General features: G+C 66.4%; 19 protein-coding genes and 1 tRNA gene. 6 read left to right on the forward strand and 14 right to left on the reverse strand.

What is annotated here, in order from left to right; translation table 11 throughout:
* Positions 1–50: 50 nt before the first annotated feature.
* Complete coding sequence (gene acnA, locus ACP69Z_RS04660; protein WP_426266368.1) at positions 51–2,729, forward strand: aconitate hydratase AcnA; 2,679 nt, start codon at positions 51–53, stop codon at positions 2,727–2,729.
* Positions 2,729–2,998 carry a CBU_0592 family membrane protein gene (locus ACP69Z_RS04665; RefSeq protein WP_426266369.1) on the forward strand — a complete coding sequence of 90 codons (270 nt, stop codon included), beginning with the start codon at positions 2,729–2,731 and terminating at the stop codon, positions 2,996–2,998. Before acnA ends, ACP69Z_RS04665 begins: the two co-directional genes overlap by 1 nt.
* Here the strand turns inward: ACP69Z_RS04665 and ACP69Z_RS04670 are convergent.
* Positions 2,995–3,699 carry a YgfZ/GcvT domain-containing protein gene (locus tag ACP69Z_RS04670; protein WP_426266370.1) on the reverse strand — a complete coding sequence of 235 codons (705 nt, stop codon included), beginning with the start codon at positions 3,697–3,699 and terminating at the stop codon, positions 2,995–2,997. The two genes, ACP69Z_RS04665 and ACP69Z_RS04670, sit on opposite strands and share 4 nt — an antisense overlap.
* Before the next feature lie 23 nt (positions 3,700–3,722).
* Between ACP69Z_RS04670 and pyrC the strand changes: the two genes are divergently transcribed.
* A complete protein-coding gene (gene pyrC, locus ACP69Z_RS04675) occupies positions 3,723–4,760 on the forward strand; it encodes a dihydroorotase (protein WP_426266371.1) in 1,038 nt (345 codons plus the stop codon).
* Here pyrC and ACP69Z_RS04680 read toward each other — a convergent pair.
* Positions 4,757–5,518, reverse strand: a complete 762-nt coding sequence (locus ACP69Z_RS04680; protein WP_426266372.1) for a Crp/Fnr family transcriptional regulator — start codon at positions 5,516–5,518, stop codon at positions 4,757–4,759. The genes pyrC and ACP69Z_RS04680 overlap by 4 nt on opposite strands.
* Before the next feature lie 235 nt (positions 5,519–5,753).
* Here ACP69Z_RS04680 and ACP69Z_RS04685 point away from each other — a divergent pair.
* Positions 5,754–5,846 (forward strand) — tRNA-Ser (locus ACP69Z_RS04685).
* A gap of 62 nt (positions 5,847–5,908) precedes the next feature.
* Here ACP69Z_RS04685 and ACP69Z_RS04690 read toward each other — a convergent pair.
* The 10 genes from ACP69Z_RS04690 to ACP69Z_RS04735 form a co-directional block, all read right to left on the reverse strand.
* Complete coding sequence (locus ACP69Z_RS04690) at positions 5,909–7,015, reverse strand: hypothetical protein (RefSeq protein WP_426266373.1); 1,107 nt, start codon at positions 7,013–7,015, stop codon at positions 5,909–5,911.
* Between the two features lies 1 nt (position 7,016).
* The gene (locus tag ACP69Z_RS04695; RefSeq protein ID WP_426266374.1) at positions 7,017–7,169 is read right to left on the reverse strand and encodes a hypothetical protein; all 153 of its coding nucleotides are present in this window, start codon (positions 7,167–7,169) and stop codon (positions 7,017–7,019) included.
* Between the two features lie 8 nt (positions 7,170–7,177).
* Positions 7,178–8,353, reverse strand: coding sequence for an MBOAT family O-acyltransferase (locus ACP69Z_RS04700; RefSeq protein WP_426266375.1), 1,176 nt, complete (start codon positions 8,351–8,353; stop codon positions 7,178–7,180).
* A 4-nt stretch (positions 8,354–8,357) separates the two neighbouring features.
* The gene (locus tag ACP69Z_RS04705; RefSeq protein ID WP_426266376.1) at positions 8,358–8,927 is read right to left on the reverse strand and encodes a GNAT family N-acetyltransferase; all 570 of its coding nucleotides are present in this window, start codon (positions 8,925–8,927) and stop codon (positions 8,358–8,360) included.
* 1 nt (position 8,928) lies between these two features.
* Complete coding sequence (locus ACP69Z_RS04710) at positions 8,929–10,452, reverse strand: amino acid adenylation domain-containing protein (protein ID WP_426266377.1); 1,524 nt, start codon at positions 10,450–10,452, stop codon at positions 8,929–8,931.
* Positions 10,445–10,717, reverse strand: coding sequence for an acyl carrier protein (locus ACP69Z_RS04715; RefSeq protein WP_426266378.1), 273 nt, complete (start codon positions 10,715–10,717; stop codon positions 10,445–10,447). The genes ACP69Z_RS04710 and ACP69Z_RS04715 overlap by 8 nt, the downstream gene beginning before the upstream one ends.
* A 115-nt stretch (positions 10,718–10,832) precedes the next feature.
* Positions 10,833–12,479 carry a response regulator gene (locus tag ACP69Z_RS04720; protein ID WP_426266379.1) on the reverse strand — a complete coding sequence of 549 codons (1,647 nt, stop codon included), beginning with the start codon at positions 12,477–12,479 and terminating at the stop codon, positions 10,833–10,835.
* Entirely contained in the window at positions 12,476–13,039 is a 564-nt protein-coding gene (locus ACP69Z_RS04725; protein ID WP_426266380.1) for a chemotaxis protein CheB, read from the reverse strand. The genes ACP69Z_RS04720 and ACP69Z_RS04725 overlap by 4 nt, the downstream gene beginning before the upstream one ends.
* The gene (locus ACP69Z_RS04730; protein WP_426266381.1) at positions 13,036–13,872 is read right to left on the reverse strand and encodes a CheR family methyltransferase; all 837 of its coding nucleotides are present in this window, start codon (positions 13,870–13,872) and stop codon (positions 13,036–13,038) included. Before ACP69Z_RS04730 ends, ACP69Z_RS04725 begins: the two co-directional genes overlap by 4 nt.
* Positions 13,869–17,303, reverse strand: coding sequence for a response regulator (locus tag ACP69Z_RS04735; protein WP_426266382.1), 3,435 nt, complete (start codon positions 17,301–17,303; stop codon positions 13,869–13,871). The genes ACP69Z_RS04730 and ACP69Z_RS04735 overlap by 4 nt, the downstream gene beginning before the upstream one ends.
* A 364-nt stretch (positions 17,304–17,667) precedes the next feature.
* Between ACP69Z_RS04735 and ACP69Z_RS04740 the strand changes: the two genes are divergently transcribed.
* Positions 17,668–18,240 (forward strand): YMGG-like glycine zipper-containing protein, encoded by a 573-nt coding sequence (locus tag ACP69Z_RS04740; RefSeq protein ID WP_426266383.1) that lies wholly within the window; start codon positions 17,668–17,670, stop codon positions 18,238–18,240.
* A 9-nt stretch (positions 18,241–18,249) separates the two neighbouring features.
* Complete coding sequence (locus ACP69Z_RS04745; protein ID WP_426266384.1) at positions 18,250–19,545, forward strand: L,D-transpeptidase family protein; 1,296 nt, start codon at positions 18,250–18,252, stop codon at positions 19,543–19,545.
* Here ACP69Z_RS04745 and ACP69Z_RS04750 read toward each other — a convergent pair.
* Positions 19,542–20,273: an energy transducer TonB gene (locus ACP69Z_RS04750; protein ID WP_426266385.1), complete on the reverse strand. Its 732-nt coding sequence runs from the start codon at positions 20,271–20,273 to the stop codon at positions 19,542–19,544. The genes ACP69Z_RS04745 and ACP69Z_RS04750 overlap by 4 nt on opposite strands.
* 33 nt (positions 20,274–20,306) lie before the next feature.
* Positions 20,307–21,092 (reverse strand): alpha/beta fold hydrolase, encoded by a 786-nt coding sequence (locus ACP69Z_RS04755; protein ID WP_426266386.1) that lies wholly within the window; start codon positions 21,090–21,092, stop codon positions 20,307–20,309.
* Positions 21,093–21,118: the final 26 nt, after the last annotated feature.

Here is a 21,118-nt window from a genome sequence, read left to right on the forward strand (position 1 = left end):
CCTTGCTAAGGGCCGCGGCAATCCCATTCTTCAAGACAAGCGAGTTTGCCATGATCCCGACCGGCCAGGACAGCCTCGGCACCCGTTCGACCCTGAATGTCGGCGGCAAGACCTACGCCTATTATGACCTCAACAAGGCTGGATCGGCACTGGGCGACGTCAGCCGGCTGCCCTTCTCGATGAAGGTGCTGCTGGAGAATCTGCTGCGGTTCGAGGACGGCGTCACCGTTACCCGCGACGATCTTCAGGCGATGGCCGATTGGCAGAAGGAGCGGCGGATCAGCCGCGAGATCCAGTATCGCCCCGCGCGCGTGCTGATGCAGGATTTCACCGGCGTGCCCGCGGTGGTCGACCTTGCCGCCATGCGCGACGCGATGAAAGAGCTCGGCGGCGATCCCCAGAAGATCAATCCGCTGGTTCCGGTGCACCTCGTCATCGACCACTCGGTGATGGTCGACGAGTTCGGTACGCCGAAGGCGGCGGACGCCAACGTCGATTACGAATATGCCCGCAACCGCGAGCGCTACGAATTCCTGAAGTGGGGCAGCCAGGCGTTTGACAACTTCAAGGTCGTGCCGCCGGGCACCGGCATCTGCCACCAGGTGAACCTCGAATATATCTGCCAGACGGTGTGGACCTCGGCCGACCAGTCGGGCGACGAGGTGGCCTATCCCGACACGCTCGTCGGCACCGACAGCCACACGACCATGGTCAACGGCCTCGGCGTGCTCGGCTGGGGCGTCGGCGGGATCGAAGCGGAAGCCGCGATGCTCGGCCAGCCGGTCTCGATGCTGATCCCGGAAGTCGTCGGCTTTCGCGTCACCGGCAGCCTCAAGGAAGGCATCACCGCCACCGACCTGGTGCTGACCGTTACCCAGATGCTCCGCGCCAAGGGCGTAGTCGGTCGCTTTGTCGAATTCTTCGGCCCGGGCCTCGACGCGATGACGCTGGCGGACCGCGCGACCATCGCCAACATGGCGCCCGAATATGGCGCGACCTGCGGCTTCTTCCCGATCGACAATCGCACCCTCGACTATCTCCGCCTGTCGGGCCGCGACGACGAGCGTATCGCGCTGGTCGAAGCCTATGCCAAGGCGCAGGGCATGTGGCGCGACGCCAATTCGCCTGAGCCGCTGTTCACCGATACGCTCGAGCTCGACCTTGGCAGCGTGGTGCCGAGCCTGGCTGGGCCGAAGCGCCCGCAGGATCGCGTCGTGCTGAGCGAAGTCGACGATCAGTTCAACGCCGAGCTGGCCGAGACCTACAAGAAGGCCAACGACCCGCGCGTGGCGGTGGAAGGCGAGAGCCACGATCTTGGCAACGGCGACGTGGTGATCGCCGCCATCACCAGCTGCACCAACACCTCGAACCCCAGCGTGCTGATCGCTGCCGGCCTCGTCGCCCGCAAGGCGCGCGCGCTCGGCCTCACCCGCAAGCCGTGGGTCAAGACCAGCCTGGCGCCGGGAAGCCAGGTGGTGAGCGACTATCTCGCCGCTGCCGGCCTGCAGGAAGATCTCGATTCGATCGGGTTCAACACCGTCGGCTACGGCTGCACAACCTGCATCGGCAATTCAGGGCCGTTGCCCGAGCCGATCAGCCAGGCGATCAACGGCAACGACCTCGTCGCGGTCTCGGTCCTCTCGGGCAACCGCAACTTCGAAGGCCGGGTCAGCCCCGACTGCCGCGCCAACTATCTCGCCAGCCCGCCGCTGGTGGTCGCCTATGCGCTCGCCGGAACCGTCCGCAGCGACATCACCGCCGAGCCGCTCGGTACCGCGCAGAATGGCAATCCCGTCTACCTGAAGGACATCTGGCCGACCAACGACGAGATCCGCGATCTCATCGACAAGCACGTCCATTCCGACCTGTTCCGCAAGCGCTATGCCGACGTCTACCGCGGCGACGAGCGCTGGCAGGGCATTTCGGTTACCGGCGGTGACACCTACGCCTGGCCGTCGGCGTCGACCTACATCGCGAACCCGCCCTACTTCGAGGGCATGAGCATGACCGCCAAGGGCATCGAGGACATTTCGAACGCCCGCACGCTGGCGGTGTTCGGCGACAGCATCACCACCGACCACATCAGCCCGGCGGGCTCGATCAAGGCGGAGAGCCCGGCCGGCAAGTGGTTGATGGAACGCCAGGTGCCGAAGTCGGAGTTCAACAGCTACGGCGCGCGGCGCGGCAACCATGACGTGATGATGCGCGGCACCTTCGCCAACATCCGCATCCGCAACAGGATGCTGACCGGCGTCGAGGGCGGCTACACCCGCAACCTCCTGACCGGCGAGCAGGAAGCGATCTACGACGCCGCCATGGCCTACAAGGACGCCGGCGTGCCGCTCGTGATCCTGGCGGGCAAGGAATATGGCACCGGCTCGTCGCGCGACTGGGCGGCCAAGGGCACCGTGCTGCTCGGCGTCCGCGCCGTCATCGCCGAGAGCTTCGAGCGTATTCACCGCTCGAACCTCGTCGGCATGGGCGTGCTCCCGCTGCAGTTCGCCGAAGGCGAGACGGCGGCTTCGCTTGGCCTTGACGGATCGGAGACCTTCACCATCCGCAACGTCGCCGGCATCCAGCCGCGCCAGGATGTCGAGGTCGAGGTGACCGAGGCCGATGGCCATACCCGCACCATCGTTGCGCGGTGCCGGATCGATACCTTCAACGAGCTCGAATATTTCCACGCCGGCGGCATCCTGCCCTACGTGCTGCGCAAGCTCGCCGCCTGATGGAACGTCTGTTCGTGGATATCGCAGGGTGGGCCGCCGCCCTGCTGATCCTTGGCGGCTATGCGCTGCTGACGGCGGGCAAGGTCGACGCCAAGTCGCCGTTGTACCAGGCGATGAACGTGCTCGGCGCGATCGGCTTCATCATCAACTCGGGCTACTTCAAGGCGTGGCCGTCGGCAGTGCTGAACGTGATCTGGGCCGGGATCGGGATCGTCGCCCTGATCCGTATCGCCTCCGGGCGCAGGAAGGCCAGGGCGATCGCCGCTTAAGCTTGGGCGAGCGTTTCGCTCAGCCAGCGCGGCAGAGGTACGTCGGCGAGGTCGTCCACACGCCTATGCTCCACCGCAAGGCCGAGGTCGGGGTAAAAGGCTTTGGTCCGAGGGCCGGGCTCGGTCGCGGGCACCACTACCAGCCGACGATTGACCTTCTGCCGCCAGTTCATGCGGGCGGTGTTTTCCTGGCCGACGTAGCAGCCCTTGGTGAAGCTCACTCCGTTCAGCTCGGCCGCATTGCATTCGAGCCAGAGGAGATCGCCAAGCTCGGCGCGCCCTTCGCAAACGCCGAGGCCCAGGCGGTGCGCGAGCCAGCCGGTTGCGGGCTCGTCGGCGGGGGCAATCCAGCGACGGCCGAGATCGGGGAGGCGGGGGTCGGGCACGCCTTCATCGCCGTCGGCCAACCAATGCACCGCCGGACCCGGCGCCCGCGCAATTTCGATCGGCCGCCGCAGCCGATACATCCGCAGCCGCTTGGCAAGTTCTTCCGCCGCATCGGCCTCGCAATCGATCAGCAGGTCGTCGCCATCGGCCCAGACCAGAAAGTCGAACAGGCACTTGCCCTGCGCGCTCAAGAGCCCGGCCCAGACCGGCAGCGCCCCCGACACGTCATTGGTGACGAGCCCCTGAAGGAAGCCGCGAACGTCCTCCCCGGAGAGGCGGATCAGGGCGCGGTCGGCAAGGGTGGTCGCTGGCATGGGCCTTAGCTAGGAAGGCCCCCGTGCAAACGCAAAGCCTCACCATCCGCTGCCCCGACGACTGGCACCTCCACCTCCGCGATGGCGCGATGCTGGACGCGGTCACGCCCTACAGCGCGCGGCAGTTCGCGCGGGCGATCATCATGCCCAATCTGGTGCCGCCGGTGACCACGGTCGAGGCGGCAAGCGCCTATCGCGACCGCATCCGCGCCGCCGCCGGGCCCGGCTTCGAGCCGCTGATGACCTGCTACCTGACGGACAGCATCGACCCTGATGAACTGGAGAGGGGCCACGGTGAGGGCGTGTGGGTTGCCGCCAAGTTGTATCCGGCGGGTGCCACCACCAACAGCCACAGCGGAGTCACCGAAGTCCGCCACATCCATCGCGTGCTGGAGCGGATGGAAAAGATCGGCATGGTGCTGTGCGTGCACGGCGAGGTGACCGACCCTGCGATCGACGTTTTCGACCGGGAGGCCGTGTTCCTGGAACGGGTGCTGACCCCGGTGATGCGTGACTTTCCGGGCCTGAAGATCGTGCTCGAGCACATCACCACTGCCGACAGCGCCGACTTCGTGCGGAACGCCGGGCCGAACCTCGCCGCAACCATCACCCCGCAGCACCTCCACCTCAACCGCAATGCGCTGTTCGAAGGTGGTCTTCGCCCCCACGCCTACTGCCTGCCGGTGGTGAAACGCGAGAAGCATCGGCTCGCGGTCCGGGCGGCCGCGGTTTCGGGCAGCCCCAAGTTCTTCCTTGGCACCGACAGCGCGCCGCACCTCAAGGAAGCCAAGGAAAGCGGTTGCGGTTGCGCCGGCATCTGGAACGCGCCCCATGCGCTCGAGAGCTATGCGACGGTGTTCGACCAAGAAGGCGCGCTCGACCGGCTGGAGGGCTTCGCGTCGGTGCACGGGCCGCGCTTCTATGGGCTGCCGCTCAACCAGGGCAGCGTGACGCTGGAGCGGGCCGAAGTCGTCGTTCCGGAGCAGATCGCCGCCGCGGGATCGTCGCTGGTCCCGTTCCATGCCGGTCAGACGCTCGGCTGGCGGCTCGTGCCGGCCTAGCCCTTTGCGCCGCGGCCCGTGGGGCCAAGCACGGCGTGGAAGTGATCTTCCACGGCGGCATAGCAGTCGCAGCTGACCCGCAGCAGGCCGGCGCGGTCGATCACCTGGATGGCGCCGCGGCGATAGGCGATGAGACGCTGTTCCTGGAGCACCCGGGCGACTGCGTTGACAGTGGTCCGCTGCACGCCGAGCAGCCCGGCGAGGCTTTCCTGCGTCAGTTCCAGCCGGTCGCTCGCCGCCCGGTCGCGGGCATGGAGTAGCCAGCGCGCAGCCCGCGCTTCGATCGGGTGAAAGGCGTTGCAGGCGACCGACTGCATGACCTGCGCCAGCAGCGCATCGGAATAGCGGCAAAACAGGTTGCGGATGTGCGGGCTTGCCGCCTTGGCCTTTTCGAGCACCGGCATCGGGATCAGCGCGGCGGAGCCCGGCAGCTGCACCACCGCTTGTGTGAAGGCGGGCGCTTCCCCGCAGCTGATGATCCCGCCAACCGCGCCTTCGCGGCCGATTGCGGCGACCTCGACCGAGCGGCCGCCCATAAGCTCACGCCGAAGCGACACCATCATGCCGTTGAACGGGAACAGGCTGCGCCGGGTCACTTCGCCGAATGCCAGCACCGTGTCGCCGCCAGCGAACTCGGCGATCTCCATTTCGGGCTCGAGCATGGCTCGGTCGTCCGCGGACAGGCTCGCCAGCAGGCGATTGCCGGCGAACGCGGCGTCGAGCGTCGTTTCGGCGAGCAGGTCGCGCGGCAGATCCATAAAGCCCTGTATACTCCCACTCGGATCCGTGGACCCGCCCCGGAGAAGCATTACGCTAGTGTTCCGACACGAAGCAATACCATATTTTATAAGGACTTACGTTCGGATTTGTGTCGACTGCCCGACAGTCCATGAGAGGCCGGTTGTTGTGATTCGGCGGCTAAATCGTCTGTGGCCACAAGCGAGGTTGAACCCGCCATCGCTGTCCGCTAAGCGCACCGCAGCCGAGGCATCCGGAGACGTGGGTGAGTGGCTGAAACCAGCGGTTTGCTAAACCGCCGTAGGGGGAATTCCCTTACCGAGGGTTCGAATCCCTCCGTCTCCGCCAGCTGTCCGAACAGCCTACTGTTCCGATATGGCCGGGCTGCCGGGAGCAGCGCGAAGGGGCAGTCAGTTCGCGATGCTATTCGCTGGTGGCTCAACCCTAGGGGTGGCCAGCGGCAGCCCGCGCCAGCGGAGGCGTTGTATGTCCCGCACGAGCAGCGGCGTGAACTGCTTGCTGCCGTTGCTGTTGAGATGCACGAGGTCGACGAAGCCGGTGTCGGGAACGGCCGACCGGTAATCGAGGACAAGCAGGTCCGGCATGCCGCTTTCGCTCCGCAAACGTTGTTCGATGGTGAGGGCGATCTGCGCCGGCTCTCGTGAGCGAAGCAGCGAATGCTCCGGAGTCAGCACCACGACGGGGCGGGCACCTTTTGCCGCCAGTTGCTTCAGTGTTGCGGCCAGCATCGCCGGCGCCTTGGCTGAGCGCTCGTAGGCGGCTTGATCGAATGCACCGAACGAGGCCGCCCAGGTCACACCATTGGTGAAGACCTCGTCAGGCGAGCGTTCCGTGCCCATCACCCGCAGCATCGACCGCCAGGGCGTTTGCGTGTCTTGTGTCGGAAGGTGGACATCGAAGGCCTGGAACAGGCGCGCACGAACGTCGAGCAGCGCGCGCTCGGTGGAGACGCTGACGTCGCGGCGGCGCGCCTTCATCCACAGCAGGTCCTTCGCCGCTTGCTTGGCTTGGTCGGCGCGAGAAGGTGCCGGGGGCGTGTAGGCGCCGGGGAGCAGCCCATCGAGCAATTGCAGCGGGGCAGTGCCGACGATGACGAGGTCGGGCTTGAGCTGGCTTTGTTCGAGCAGGCGCGCATTATCGACGATGCTCGCCGCGCCCGCGCCGGCACCCGCCAGACCGATGAAGCGCCACCCTCGGCCGAGCTGCCGGTTCATCAGGTCGAGGTCGACCGCTTCCCGGATGTTGGAGATGCCGACAATCGCGCCGAGCCGCTTGTCGGCCCGGGCAAGGCCGTTGCGATATTCGGCTTCCGCGCCGGCGATACGCTCTCGATTGTCGGTGTCGAAGCCCGTTCCGGTCTGCCGGTCGGGCAGCCAGCCGAGTACCGGCGTTGCCGACAGACCCCTGAGCGCGAGGTTGACGACGACTGCCCAGATAACGAGCCAGATGCCGAGCCGGATCAGCGGCCGCAGGTTGGAAAGACGAGCCAGCGCCACGTCAGAACTGCTGGTAGAAGAAGGGACTGACCTGCTCGGCGAGGAGGTAGGCCGCGATTACCTGGATGACGATCCAGGCGGTACGGAGGAGGAACTCCGTCCGGGAGACGTCGCCGCTGCGCTCAGGACCCTGTTCTGGTGCGGATTTCAGCATCAAAGTTCCTACTTCAGAACAAACGGAACGGCGAAGGCGAGGGCAACATATTCGAGCGTCAGCAGCCTCGCGCCCGCAAGGATCAGGCGATTGTCACGATCGTCCGCGATCTGGGCGGGCGTTCGCCGCTTCTGCATCCAGCCGGTATAAAGCCGCACAGCAACCAGCCCCACCGCGTGCATCGCACCCCACAGCAGCCATCCGCGCGACAGGCCGTGCCAGATGCCCGCCATGAAAAAGGACAGGCCGATGGCGAGCGCTGCGATGAGGACCGGATCCTTGCGTGGAAAGCGGCGCATGAGATTGAGCTGCGCCGGGATGAACATGTTGCGGCGGATCCACTGCGACAACGAGATGTGCCACCGGTCCCAGAAGTCGATCAGGTTGCGCGACAACCATGGCCGGTTGAAGTTCTCCGGCGTCGCTACCCCCATCAGACGGCCAAGCCCGACGGCGATGTCCGAGTATGCGCTGAAGTCGAGATACAGCCAGAGCAGAAGGATGTTGACCTCCAGCACCAGCCAGCAGCCATCGGCCTGCAGATCGGTCAGGAAAACCTTCTGCAGTGCGTAAGCGAGGACGAATTTCTTGAAGAGACCGCGGGCGACGCGTTCGGCCGCGTCGAGCGTCTCGCGTCCGGTCAGCGGCGCGGGCACGGCGGGCTGCTTGGCGAATTCGTCATAAGCCTGGATGGGCCCGGCGGCGAGCATGTGGAACGGCACGAGATAGTTGATCAAAGACGGCGCCGAGGGGGGCGCATGCCGCCCGTCGCCAAGCGCCCGGGCGAGATCGATCACGCGCAGGAACACGAACGAGAAGCCGATCCCTGCCAGCAGTTGCTGGACCCACGGCACACCACCGATCGATGCGAAGAAGGCCGATTTGTAGCCGAGGAAAAGCAACGATCCGGCAGCGATGATGGCGAGGGTAAGAAGGTGCCGGGCGCTTGTTCGCGCATAGGCCTGAAACAGCAGGAACAGCAGCAGCCCACCCGCGAGCAGCCAGGCAATCTGCGTGCCGAGCACCACCCAGAGAAACGCAAGGTTGATCCCCGCCCAGACGATCGATCGCGCTGCGGGTTGAGTGAGGAGGCGGAGCGCCGCAATCGCGGTGAACGCGATAAGCCAGAAGGCGGGCGTGTTGATGAGAAGCGCGTCAGAAGTGCCGCCGCCAGCCGCTTGCATGGTCTCAGCCTTGTCCGCGCTGCATCAGGAGATAGCTGCGAGAGCGGCTGCGCTCCTCGAAGCCGTGGCGGCGGTAGAAAGAGATGGCGCGGCCATTGTCGGCACGCACGTGAAGGGTGACGAGGGGTCTTGCGACGACAAAGGTCTCCATCAGCCGGTCTGCCGTCCCTGAGCCGCGCAGTGCGCTTCGAACGGTGAAGCGCGCGATATAGTCGCCATCGAGGCCTTCGCTGGGGACCTCGCCACTGAGGTCACGGAGCGCCGCGATCAGGTGGCCGGAGCCAGCCCGGTCTAGGTTGCCAAGGGCATGGTGGAGGCTGTTCCGCTGGCGGTCGGCGTAATCGGTAGCCGGGTAAGCGGCGACCAGGCCGTCGACCTGCTCTCCGACGATTGCGACCGCTTGGCCAAGCTCGCCGTCGGGCAGCAGGAATTCGGCGGCCAGCATGGGAACGGCCTGCGGTCCGACTGGATCATAGAGAATTGGCATGGCCTCAGCCGCCAACACCGCAGCTTGCTGTCGCTCGGCTTCCGAGAGGTCGGCGCAGGTGGTCAGGGTGAGCATCGGCAGCGACACGTCAGGCGGACGGGCCGGCAGGTTTTTTGGCAAGCAACGCTTGCGCAAGCGCGCGGTGATCGATCTTGCCGTTGGCGTTGAGCGGCATCTCGGAAATGGCTTCGACGGTAGAAGGCATCATGTAATCGGGCAGGAGTTCGCTCAGCCGGCTTTGAACCGTGTCCGGGACCGGCCCACCAACCACATAAGCCTTGCAGCCAAGCGCCGCACCGCCTTCGCCGAGCGGCCAGGGGATAACGGCGGCAAGATCGCACCCGGTCGCCTTGCGCACCGCATTCTCGATTTCCTGCAGCTCCACCCGATAGCCGCGGATCTTCACCTGGCGATCGGCGCGGCCGAGATAGACGTAACCTTCACCCTCGACATAGCTCCCGAGGTCGCCGGTGCGGTACCAGCGCTGGCCGTCGTGGGAGAAGAAGCGCTCGGCCGTGATTTCAGGCGCGTTCCAATAGCCTTCGGAGACCTGGCTGCCGGAAAGACAGATTTCGCCGGTTCCGCCCTTCTCGACGGGTTCGCCCGCGTCGCTGAACAGGCCCATGCGCTGTTCGGGAAAGGGCTCGCCAAGCGAGACCACGGGCGGCGGTTCCGCTTGGCCGGAGGTGTAGCGAAAGGCACTGAAGGCGACGGTGGCTTCAGTCGGGCCGTAGATGTTGAGGATCGCGGAAGAGGGTGCGGCGGCGGCCCAGCTTTCGGCGACGGCGCCTGGCAGCGCTTCGCCGCAGAAGAAGCTGTATTTGAGGGTCGGCATGCTGCCGGGCGTGAGGAGCCCAGTTTGCCGGACCAGCGCTGCCGCCGAAGGCACGGACAACCAGTGCGTCCCGCCATGCTCCTCAACGAAGCGTGTGCAGAGCAACGTCCCGTTCTCGGGAATGCTGTAAAGGCAAGCGCCGGCCGTCCAGGCGAGGAAGATGTCGTGGACGGAAAGGTCAAAGGTCAGGTCGACGACCTGCATGACGCGGTCGTCGGGCGTGATCTCGCACACGGTGCGGATGCCGCGCAGATAGGCTAGGACATTGTCATGGGTGATCGGAACGCCTTTGGGAACGCCGGTCGTACCCGAGGTGAAGAAGACGTAGGCAAGCTTGCCGGCCGCAATGCTCGAAGCGGGTTCCAGTAGCGGATGAGCCAGGAGGTCGGCTTCGGTCAGCAGCGGCACGTCGGCCCCGTCGCCAAGAACCTGACCGGCCAATGCTGCCTGCGCGTCGCTGGCGATCAACACTGCGGCTCCCGAGCGCTCGACGATCTGACGGTTGCGGTCGGCCGGGAAGCGGATGTTGAGAGGAACATAGGCGCCGCCCGCGAGAAGCACGCCGAAGATCGCCGCATAAGGAAAGGTGCTGCGTTCGGCGAGGATCGCGACGCGGTCACCGGGACCAACTCCCGCCGCGATCAACGCTGCGGCGATGCGCGTGGCCCTGCCGTGAAGCTCGCCATAGGTGAGGAGTTCGCCTTTCGCCCACAGCGCCGGGCGGCTTGCTTGCCCCCGCGCGACATCGGCAATCAGCGACCCCAGATCGTCAGGCACCGGCCGCCCTCGAGCGATGCGCCAGGATGACGTCGACCAGCGACCCGGCATTGTCGAGCTGCGCCACTTCGGTCGACGTCATGCGAATGCCAAAGGCCTGCTCCACCCCGACGATGATCTGGACATGGGTAAGGCTATCCCAGCCCGGCACGTCCTGCGCGGTGGTCTGCTCGCTCATCTGGAGACCGGGCAGGTTCAGAATGTCGGAAGCAATCGATTGCACACGCTCGAGCACCTCCGCCCGCGTGGTAGCTTCATCCGACATCGACGCTCCTAATTTCCTGATTGTTCGCTGTGCAAAAGGCGTTCGTTGTCTGCGTTAGCCCGCCAGCTATTACAATAGCGTTCACGCCGGAGTGGTGACGGTGCTCCGACTGGGATCAGCCCTGCCGACGGGCGCCGATCAGGGTGCCGATACTGGCTGCCAGTCTTTCGAGCGAAAAGGGCTTGGTGATGAGCGCCATGCCGGGATCGAGGAAGTCGGTCAGCGTGGTGGCGTGTTCGGCGTAGCCGGTGATGAACAGGATCGGCAGGCCGGGGCGCAGGCGGCGGGCTTCGTCGGCTAGTTCGCGGCCATTGATTCCAGGCATGCCGATGTCCGAAATCATGAGATCGATCCGCTCTTCCGAGGCGAGGCAGGGAAGCGCAGCGGCGGGATCGGCGATCTCCACCGCCTCGTAGTCGAGTTCCTCAAGCACCTCGCGAACCAGCATCCGGACCGCATCCTCGTCCTCGACGACCAGCACCCGTTCACCGGCGCCGGCGACGGCGGGCGCGGGGGCGTGATGCTCTGCCGTCGCCGCTGCCTGGCTGGCAGGGAGGTAGAGGGAGATGGAGGTGCCCTCGCCCTGCTTGCTATGGATGCGCACCGTGCCGCCGCTCTGCTGCGCAAAGCCGTAGACCATCGACAGGCCGAGCCCGGTGCCCTGACCGAGCGGCTTGGTGGTGAAGAAAGGCTCGAACACCTTGTCGAGCACCTCGGGCGCCATCCCTTCGCCCGTGTCGGTGACCTTGATCAGCAGGTAATCGCCGGGGCCCTGCGGAAGCGCAGCGTCGGCCGGGTCGGCACGTGCGGCCGAGATCACCAGCTCGCCGCCGTCGGGCATCGCATCGCGCGCGTTCACCGCGAGATTGAGGACGGCATTCTCGAGCTGGTTGCTGTCGGCAAGCGCGTGGGGGAGGCCCTCTGCGATGTCGAGGCGAAGGGTGATCTTCTCGGGCAGGGCGTGGCTGACCAGCTGCGCGGCGGATTGCAGCACGGCGGCCACGTCGAGCGGCCGGGGGTCGAGCGGCTGGCGGCGGGCAAAGGCGAGCAGCCGGTGGGTCAGCGCCGCCGCCCGCTCGGCCGATCCAAGCGCCGTGTCGACATAGCGCTGAAGCCCGTCGTAGCGCTCGTCGGCGAGCCGCCGCCGCATCATGTCGAGCGAGCCGATGATGCCGGTCAGCATGTTGTTGAAATCATGCGCGATGCCGCCGGTCAGCTGGCCGACCGCTTCCATCTTCTGGCTTTGGCGGAGCGAGGCTTCGGCACGCTCGCGGTCGGCGACCTCTTCCTTGAGGCGGCTCAAGGCGAGTTCGAGTTCTCCCGTGCGCTCACGGACCTGGATTTCGAGCTGGTCGGCGGCGCTGGCGAGCGCCAGGCGCTGCTGGTGGAGGTCGACGAACACGCCGACCTTGCTGCGCAGGACGTCGGGTTCGATCGGCTTCTGAATGAAGTCCACCGCGCCCGCTTCATAGCCGCGGAAGCGACGGTGAGTGTCGCCGCTGCCGGCGGTGACGAAGATGATCGGAACGCGGCGCGAGCGTTCGTTGCCGCGCATGAATTCCGCGAGCTCGAAGCCGTCCATGCCGGGCATCTGGACGTCGAGCAGGGCCAGCGCGACGTCGTGCTTGAGCAGCAGTTCGAGCGCTTCTTCACCCGAACGCGCGCGCAGGAAGGTCAGGTGGTCGGCCCGCAGCAGCGCTTCCAGAGCGAGCAGGTTTTCGTCGAGATCATCGACGATCAGCAGCGAGGCCGGGGCGGTCATCGAGCGGCTACGCGGAGCAGATGATCGGCGATGGCGTCAAGGGACAGCGCGCTGGCGGCGGAACAACGGGCAAGGGCGGCAGCCGGCATGGCGGCGGCATAGGCGGTTGCAGGGTCTTCGACCAGCACACTTCCCCCTCTTGCCTCAATCTGGGCCGCCCCGCGCGAGCCATCCTCGTTGGCACCGGTCAGCACGATCCCGAGAAGATCGGGTCCGTAGGTGTCCGCCGCACTCTCGAACAGCACGTCGATGGAGGGGCGGGAGAAGAGCACCGGCTCGTCCGCCGACAACGCGATGCTGCCGCCGGGTTCGACCAGCAGGTGGTAGCCTGGCGGGGCGAAGTAAACGGTGCCGGGCAGGATCGCTTCCTTGTCGTCGGGCTCAACCACGCCAATCGCGCACTTGGCCGAGAACAAGGTGGTGAGGCCGGACGGCGCGGCCGGAACGTGGACCACGATCAGGATCGGCAGCGGGTAATCGGCGGGCAGGCGCGGCAGGATTTCGGACAGCGCCTGCACCGCACCGGCCGAAGTGCCAATGACGATGGCGGCGGGGATCATGCCTCGCTCCGCTGGTAGATTTTCTCTTCGCGCACGAAATCAGTGAAGGCGTCGACATGGCGCGAGAAGCGCAGCGTTTCCTTGGAGCCGAGCCCGAGAAAGCCGCGCCGCGTCAGGCTGTCGCGGAACAGGCCCACGGCGCGGTCCTGCAACGGACGATCGAAATAGATCATCACGTTGCGGCAGGAGACGAGCTGGCACTCGGTGAACACTTCATCCGAGACCAGGCTGTGGTCGGAGAAGACGACCTGCGCGCGCAATTTCTTGTCGAACACCGCCCGGCCGTAGGCGGTGGTGTAATAATCCGCGAGCGAGGTCTTGCCCCCGGCCTGCTGATGGTTGCGGGTGAAGGCCGCGATCCGATCGAGCGGATAAACCCCGCTCTTCGCGACATCCAGCGCCGCCGGGTTGATGTCGGTGGCGTAGATGATCGTCCGGTCGAGCAGCCCTTCTTCAAGCAGCAGGATGGCGAAGGAATAAACCTCCTCGCCGTGGCTGCACCCGGCAATCCAAATCTTGAGCGAGGGATAAGTGCGCAGGTGCGGCACCACCTTGTCGCGCAGCGCCTTGAAGTAGGAGGGATCGCGAAACATTTCGCTGACCTGCACCGTGAGGAAGTCGAGCAAGCGGCCGACCATCGCCTCGCTGTGCAGCAATTGCTCCTGCATTGCCGAAAAGGTGCTGAAACCCAGCTGATCCCGCGCCTGGCGCAAGCGGCGCTTGATCGACGCCCGCGCATAATGGCGGAAGTCGTAATGGTAGCGCAGGAACAACGCCTCCAGCAGCAGCTGGATCTCGATATCCTCGACCGGTTCGGAAGGTGCGTCGTTCACCGCGGCATCCACACCCGGACCAGCGACAGCAATTTGTCGACGTCGAGCGGTTTGGCCATGTAATCGCTGGCTCCCGCCGCCAGGCACTTCTCCTGGTCGTCGGGCATCGCCTTGGCGGTCAGCATGATGATCGGGAGGTTGTTCCACTTGAGGTCACCGCGGATCCGGCGGGTCGCTTCAAGGCCGTCCATCACCGGCATCATCACGTCCATCAGCACGAGATCGACCGGGTCGCCGCCCGCGTTCGCCCGGGCCAGCGCGTCGAGCGCTTCCTGCCCGTTGCGGGCGATCGAGACCTTGGCGCCGCGCGGTTCGAGGATGTTGGTGAGCGAGTAGACGTTGCGGACGTCGTCCTCGACCACCAGGATCGTCCGGCCTTCCAGAAGCGCGTCGCGGTGACGCGCCTGCGCGATCATCTTCTGCTGTTCGGGCGGAAGCTCGGACACCACCTGGTGGAGGAACAGCGTCACTTCATCGAGCAGGCGTTCGGGCGACTTGGCGCCCTTGATGATGATCGAACTGGAATAGCGCCGCAGCCGCTGCTCGTCGTCCTGGCTGAGGTCGTGGCCGGTATAGACGATAACCGGCGGGAAGCTGTGCTCGCCGTCCTTGCTCAGCATTTCCAGCAAGGCGAAACCCGATGCGTCCGGCAGCGAGAGGTCGAGCACCATGCAGTCGAAGGTTTCTTCGCGCAGCAGCCGCAGGCACTCAGCGGCGGTGCCGACGCCGACGGTCTCGATCTCCGGCCCGGCAAGCAGCTTGGCGACCGCCTCGCGCTGCCGCTCGTCATCCTCGACGATCAGCACGCGGCGCATGGTGCGGGTCAGCTGGGCTTCGAGCGCTTCCAGCGCATGCGCCAGCTCCTCGCGCTTCACCGGCTTCACCAGATAGCCCATCGCCCCGAGCGAGAAAGCGGTCTGGGTCTGGTCGCTGGCGGAAATGACGTGGATCGGGATGTGCCGGGTCGCGTCCTCGCGCTTCAACCGGTCGAGCACCGCAAGGCCCGACTGGTCCGGGAGGCCAAGATCGAGGACGATGCCGCTCGGCTTGTGTTCGCGGGCAAGCTCCAGCGCTTCTTCGGCGGTCCCGGCGACCAGTGTCTGGAACGAGGCTTCCCGCGCAATGTCGCGGACGATGCCGGCGAAGGTGCGGTCGTCCTCGACGATCAGCAATACGCGGTGCCCGCCGCCCAATGAAGCGCGATCGTCGTCCAGCGGGGCCGAGCGGACCGTGGGCTTGCGCTTGGGCATCGCGGGCTGCGGCGCACTGGCGAACGGCTTGGCTGGGCTCTTTGCGGCGATCGGCTCGGCCCGCGGCGCAACCAGCGCGGGGTCGTAGTCGATCGGAATATCGACGGTGAACTGGCTTCCCTCGCCGGGTTCGCTTTTCAGCGTGATCGTCCCGCCGAGCAGCCGCGCCAGCTCGCGCGAGATGGAGAGGCCGAGACCGGTCCCGCCGAACTTGCGGCTAATCGATCCGTCGGCCTGCTGAAAGGCGTCGAAGATCGCCTGCTGCTGTTCGGGCGCGATGCCGATGCCGGTGTCGCTAACGGTCAGCGCCAGCCGCTCTGCGCCAACCTTGGCGATGCCCAGCGTGACCGACCCGGCCTCGGTGAACTTGAAGGCATTGGCCAGGAGGTTCTTCAGGATCTGCTCCAGACGCTGCCGGTCGGAGACGATGCTGGCCGGCGCGTCCTCATCGATCGCAAGCTCGAACGACAGGCCGCGCTCCGCCGCGATCGGGTCGAAGGTCCGCTGCAAATCCTTGACCAGCCGCGCGATCGGCAGCTCGTCGGCGCGCACCTCGACATGGCCCGCCTCGATCTTCGAGAGATCCAATATGTCGTTGATGAGGTTGAGGAGGTCATTGCCCGACGCCTGGATGGTGCGGGCATATTGCGCCTGTTCGTCGGTGAGGTTGCCGGTCGGATTGTCGCCGAGCAGCTTGGACAGGATCAGCAGCGAATTGAGCGGCGTGCGCAGCTCGTGGCTCATGTTGGCGAGGAAGTCGGACTTGTACTGGCTCGCCTGTTCGAGTTCGCGAGCCTTGAGTTCGACCGCCGCGCTGGATCGGGTGAGGTCGTCCTTTTGCCGCTCCAGCAGCTGCGCTTGCTCCTCCAGCTGCGAATTGGTCTGTTCAAGCTCGACCTGCTGCTGCTCGAGCCGGACCGCAGATTCCTTGAGCGCGCGGCTCTGCTCCTCCAGTTCCTCGTTGGAAACCTTGAGCTCCTCGCTCTGCACCTGCAGCTCTTCGGATTGTCGCTGGGTTTCCTCCAGCAGGGTCTGGAGCTCGGTGCGGTATTTGGCGGAGCGCAGCGCCGTGCCGGCGGGCTGGGCGATGTGGCCGAGCAGCTCCAGCACGCGTTGATCGACCGCCTTCAGGAAGCCCAGTTCGACCACGGCGTTGACCGTCCCGTCGGCCTTCAAGGGAGCGATCACCAGGTGGCGGGGCAAGTCGCGGCCAAGGCCCGAGCCGATCGTCAGATATCCCTCGGGCACCTCCTCGAGGATCATCGGCTCGCCATCGGCGGCAACCCGTCCGAGCAGCCCTTCACGCACGGCGAAGCGTTCCGGCACGGCAGCGTCCGCCGGCACGCCGAGCGACGCCATCCGCTGGAAGACGCCATGCTCGCCCTTGAACAGGACACTTGCCTGCGCACCCGTGTAAGCGGTGAGGAAATCGACGATGTCGCCGGATAGTTCGCGAACATCCTTGTCGCCGAGCATCGCCTGGCCAAGGCCCGCTTCGCCCGCGCTCAGCCACAGCTGGCGGCGGCGTGCCAGCATCGCGCGGTGGGTGAGAAGGCCGATGGCGATGGTCAGCACCATGCCGAACAGGGCAGCAAGCACCGCGCTCAGCGTGGCGGTTTTGAATGCCTGGTTACGCTGCTCGACACGCGCCTGGCGGGTGCGGCGCTCCTCGGTGCGCAATTGGGCGATGCGGGCGCGGACGGCATCCATCTCCGCCTTGTCACGGTCCGGGTTCGCAGATTGCAGGGTGGCGGCAAGGCCTTGCTCCTGCCGGGTAGCAATTGAGCGGGCGAGACCGGCGAACTTGGTCGCGACCAGCGGCCGTAGCGCCTGGATGCTGGCTTGCTGCTCACGATCGTCGCGGGTCAGCCGCTCCAGGTTCTGGAGCGACGCTTCGCTGCGTGCCTGCGCATCGCGATACGGCTCGAGATAGGATGGGTTGCCGGTCAGCAGGAAGCCGCGCTGACCGGTTTCCGCATCCTGCATCGCGGACAGCAGGTCACCAAGGCCGGTGATCACCTCATGCGTGGAGGTGACCTGTTCAGTCTCGGTCCGGACCGAGTTGATGGTGAGGTAGGAAATGGCCCCCGACGCCAGAAAGAACAGCAGCGCAGCAATGACGCCTGTCAGCGTGCCAAGGTTCTGCCCGGCACCCGAGGCGCCCTCGTTGTTCTTGTTCATCGCGCGCGCCAGCTTCCCGTGTTGGTGACCAGCAGCGCGTTTCCATGACGAACCGTTTCTTCGCAACCCGCAATCGCCATGCGGGACATCGCCAACGGCGTGCCGTTAACGAGCAAGTTTGCGCTCACCAAAGCGTTTCGTGCCCGGCTCGATCTGTTCATGGAGGGTCCAGCGCGGCGAAGGCAGGAAGGCTAAACCTTTGGTTTTCCGGTGCTTGTTGCGTGTCCGGAACCTCATGGCCGAGCCTTTCGTTAGGGCGGCGCTGACGTTGATCGGTGCTGGCCTGTTGTGATGGAGGGCCTTCCTTCCGTCGCAAGCGGCAAGGACCGATCGAGGTTACCGGAAGCATATCGGGAGAAAGCATATGAAGAAGACCCTGATCGCATTGGCGGCCGCCAGCTCGCTGTCGCTGGGCGCCTGCTCGACCATGAACAACAACGACACCCTCGCCGACGCCGCGACCGGCGCAGCCGTGGGTGCCGTGGGTGGTGCCGCTGTCGGCGCCGTCGTCCCGGGCGTGAGCCCGATCACCGGCGCGGCCGTAGGTGCTGCCATCGGCGGCCTGACCGGCGCGGTGTGGGCCGACAATAACAATGACGGTTACGCCGACGGCTATGTCCAGAACGGCCAATACTACCAGGGCACGCCGAGCGGCTATGATTCGACGCTTGGCCGCGTTGCCACGGGGGCGGGCGTCGGCGCGGTTGCCGGCGTTGCTGCCGGCGCGCTGATCCCGGGCGTCAGCCTGCTCGAAGGCGCCGTTGCCGGTGCCGTGGTCGGCGGTCTTGCCGGCGCGATCTGGGCCGACAACGACCGTGACGGCCGGGTCGACGGCTATGTCCAGAACGGGCAGTACTATCCGGGTGCTCCCGCTCAGACCAACACGAGCGGCACCTATCAGCAGCCCGCCCCCGCCCGGAGCGGCGAGCGCGGCTAAGGAGACCGAATGAGCCCTTCGCGTTTCATGAATGGCTTGTATGCCGGGCGCCTCGTGCGCCCGGCACTTGTTTGTGCAGGGTTGCTCATGGCGCCCGCACTGGCCGCTTCGCCCGCGGCCGCCCAGGCAGGATTCGCCAATCCGGCAGCCACCTCCCTCTTCTTTCGTCCGGGCAGTCAGGGTGCTGCGGCCGAGCTGTTGCGGCTGACCGCGACGGCGCAGGCCGATGGTCTCGATCCCAAGCGCTATCGCGCCCGCGATCTGCCGCGGCTGGTCCGCGCCGCCGAGAGCGGCAACCCGCAGGCGATTGCCCGCGCCGACCGCGCGCTGAGCGAGCTGTTCGTCCGCTACGCGCAGGATCTCCGCCGCGCGCCCAATGTCGGCATCATCTATGTCGATGGCGAACTTCGCCCGCAGGCGCCGAGCGCCGCCGCGCTGATCGCCGCTGCTTCCGCTTCGCCTAATGTCGCTGCCTACATGCGCAACATGGGCTGGATGCATCCTTATTATGCGCAGCTCCGCCGGCAGCTGACCGACAATCCGGTCGACCCCGCGACGCGCCGGCTGGTGCAAACCAACATGGCCCGCGTCCGCAGCCTGCCCGCAAGCGGCCGCTATGTGATGGTCAATGTCGCCGCGCAGCGTCTGTTCATGATCGACAACAACCAGACGGTCGACATGATGCGGGTGGTGGTTGGTAAGCCGGTCTATCCGACCCCGATGATGGCGGCCAACATCCGCTACACCTCGCTTCGTCCTTATTGGAACGTGCCCAGCGATCTCGCGGCCGAGCGGATCGTGCCCAACGTCATCAAGGGCGGCACGCCCTACCTCAAGGCCAAAGGCTATCAGGTGCTGTCCGATTGGTCGGACAAGCCCAAGATCGTGAGCCCGGCCAGCGTCAACTGGCAGGCAGTGGCTGCCGGCCGCCAGGAAGTGCGGCTGCGCCAGCTTCCGGGGCCTGCCAACAGCATGGGCGACATGAAGTTCATGTTCCCCAATGCGCAGGGCATCTATCTCCACGACACGCCGCAGGACGAATTGTTCGGCGAGGCGGCGCGGTTGTTCTCGGGCGGATGCGTGCGACTTGAGGCGGCGCACCGCTTGGCGGCCTGGCTCTACGGCAAGCCGCTTCGCGCCAAGGGCGCCACCCCCGAACAGAAGGTGCCGCTGGCCAAGCCGGTGCCGGTCTATCTGACTTATCTGACGGCGGTGCCGAGCGGAACCGAACTCGCCATCTACGAGGATATCTACAAGAAGGACGCGCCGGCGGTGCCGACCGGGCGGCGAATGGCGACTCGCTAGTTGCGGTCCCAGCTGGCGACGTAGCGCAGCGCAACCGGCACGGCATTGCCCGACCGGTCGCGCGCCGGCTCCCACCGGGTGCGGCCGAGTAGGCGGCAAAGCTCCCCGTCCAGCGCCGGATTGCCTGACGAGGTAAAGGGCAGGCAGCGGGTCATTCGCCCGTCGGCGCTGACGTCGATCGCCAGCACGGCTGACCCGCGCGGCGCGCCGAAGCCGCGGATCCGCCGGTAATCGCCGCGCGACAGATTGCCCGAGATCAACCGTGCTCCGCTGCCAAGGCCGCCGCCAGCGCCCGGGCCACCCCGCCCGCCGCCCCCCGTGCCATCGCCGCTTCCGCCCGCACCCCGTCCCGGCCCGGCTTCACGCCCGGCCCCGGCGCTTGGCGCGGCGCCGGTAACGGGCGCGGTTTCGTCAGAGGACGGCAAGGTAGGCTGTACGGGAAGCCGCACTTCAGGCTTGGGCTGCACCACGGGCGCGGAACGGGCCTGAAGGTCGGTGGCTCCGGCCTCACGCTCGGCGGCGGCCGCCTGCTCCTTGGGAGGGGGTTCGGGTAGCGGCGGCGGCTTGGGAAGAGGAACGTCGAAGGTAGTCAGCGCTTCCACGCTCCGCCGCAGGGGTTCGCCCGCCAAGCCGCTGATCAGCGCCGCGCCCAGGGCGAAATGCAGGACGACCACCAGCGCGAGCGCCTTGGTCCGGTCGCGTCCCTGTCCCTGCGGTTGCCACGGCATGGCTGAAAAACGCTGCCGGGCTTCTACCGCTCCCTAATCGTCGAGCCCGGCGAGAAAGCCCGCCAGCACGCGATCGAAGATGGCCGGCTGCTCGAGATTGGGGAGGTGCCCGGCGCCGGTGATCTCGATCAGCCCGGCATGGGGGATGAGCTGTTTCAGTTCCTCCGACAGGGCAGGCGGGGTGATCCGGTCCTGGCTGCCGTAAAGGATCAACGCGGGGCAGGAGACGGCTGCTGCTTCGCGCCGCTGGTCGGCCAGCCACACGGCGTCCGCCGCGCGGGCATAAGCGGCGGGGTCGATCCGGCTCATCGTCTTCACCACGGCCTGGCGCACTGCAGGATCGGCCGGCTGCGCGAGCAAGGCATCGGCGCGGCTGTCGGCGAGGCCGGCCATGCCGAGCTCGGCGGCGCCCGCCAGCGAACGGTCGAAGATGGCCTGCCCCTCGGGGTGGCAGGCAAAGGTGTCGGCCAGCACGAGGCTGGCGATCCGTTCCGGTGCCCGGGCGTGCATGGCGAGGGCGATCACGCCGCCAAGGCTGAGCCCGCAGACATGGGCTTGCGGAACCTTCAGCGCGACCAGCACGGCAAGCGCGGCGGATGCAAAGTCGCTACGTGGATCACCGTTGCCCGCCTCGCTGTCGCCATAGCCCGGCATGTCGATGGCGATGGCTATCCGCTCGGCGCCAAAGCATTCGACCTGCCCGTCCCACGCGGTCCGGTCCGAGCCGACGCCGTGCAGGAACAGTAGCGGCACCCCGCCCGTCCCCCGAACCGTGCAGCCGACCCGGCCCCAGCTTGTTTCGATGCTTTCTCTTTCCACGTCGCCGACTTGGCAGCATCGGCGGC

Source organism: Sphingomonas sp. LHG3443-2, assembly GCF_049896405.1.
In the GTDB taxonomy this organism is placed as follows: Bacteria; Pseudomonadota; Alphaproteobacteria; order Sphingomonadales; family Sphingomonadaceae; genus Sphingomicrobium.

What these genes read in the sequence shown, in the direction of transcription:
- acnA (WP_426266368.1), top strand. Translation starts at nt 51, where the DNA reads ATGATCCCGACCGGCCAGGACAGCCTCGGCACCCGTTCGACCCTGAAT.
- ACP69Z_RS04665 (WP_426266369.1), top strand. Translation starts at nt 2,729, where the DNA reads ATGGAACGTCTGTTCGTGGATATCGCAGGGTGGGCCGCCGCCCTGCTG.
- ACP69Z_RS04670 (WP_426266370.1), bottom strand. Translation starts at nt 3,699, where the DNA reads ATGCCAGCGACCACCCTTGCCGACCGCGCCCTGATCCGCCTCTCCGGG.
- ACP69Z_RS04680 (WP_426266372.1), bottom strand. Translation starts at nt 5,518, where the DNA reads ATGGATCTGCCGCGCGACCTGCTCGCCGAAACGACGCTCGACGCCGCG.
- ACP69Z_RS04695 (WP_426266374.1), bottom strand. Translation starts at nt 7,169, where the DNA reads ATGCTGAAATCCGCACCAGAACAGGGTCCTGAGCGCAGCGGCGACGTC.
- ACP69Z_RS04700 (WP_426266375.1), bottom strand. Translation starts at nt 8,353, where the DNA reads ATGCAAGCGGCTGGCGGCGGCACTTCTGACGCGCTTCTCATCAACACG.
- ACP69Z_RS04715 (WP_426266378.1), bottom strand. Translation starts at nt 10,717, where the DNA reads ATGTCGGATGAAGCTACCACGCGGGCGGAGGTGCTCGAGCGTGTGCAA.
- ACP69Z_RS04720 (WP_426266379.1), bottom strand. Translation starts at nt 12,479, where the DNA reads ATGACCGCCCCGGCCTCGCTGCTGATCGTCGATGATCTCGACGAAAAC.
- ACP69Z_RS04725 (WP_426266380.1), bottom strand. Translation starts at nt 13,039, where the DNA reads ATGATCCCCGCCGCCATCGTCATTGGCACTTCGGCCGGTGCGGTGCAG.
- ACP69Z_RS04735 (WP_426266382.1), bottom strand. Translation starts at nt 17,303, where the DNA reads ATGAACAAGAACAACGAGGGCGCCTCGGGTGCCGGGCAGAACCTTGGC.
- ACP69Z_RS04740 (WP_426266383.1), top strand. Translation starts at nt 17,668, where the DNA reads ATGAAGAAGACCCTGATCGCATTGGCGGCCGCCAGCTCGCTGTCGCTG.
- ACP69Z_RS04745 (WP_426266384.1), top strand. Translation starts at nt 18,250, where the DNA reads ATGAGCCCTTCGCGTTTCATGAATGGCTTGTATGCCGGGCGCCTCGTG.
- ACP69Z_RS04750 (WP_426266385.1), bottom strand. Translation starts at nt 20,273, where the DNA reads ATGCCGTGGCAACCGCAGGGACAGGGACGCGACCGGACCAAGGCGCTC.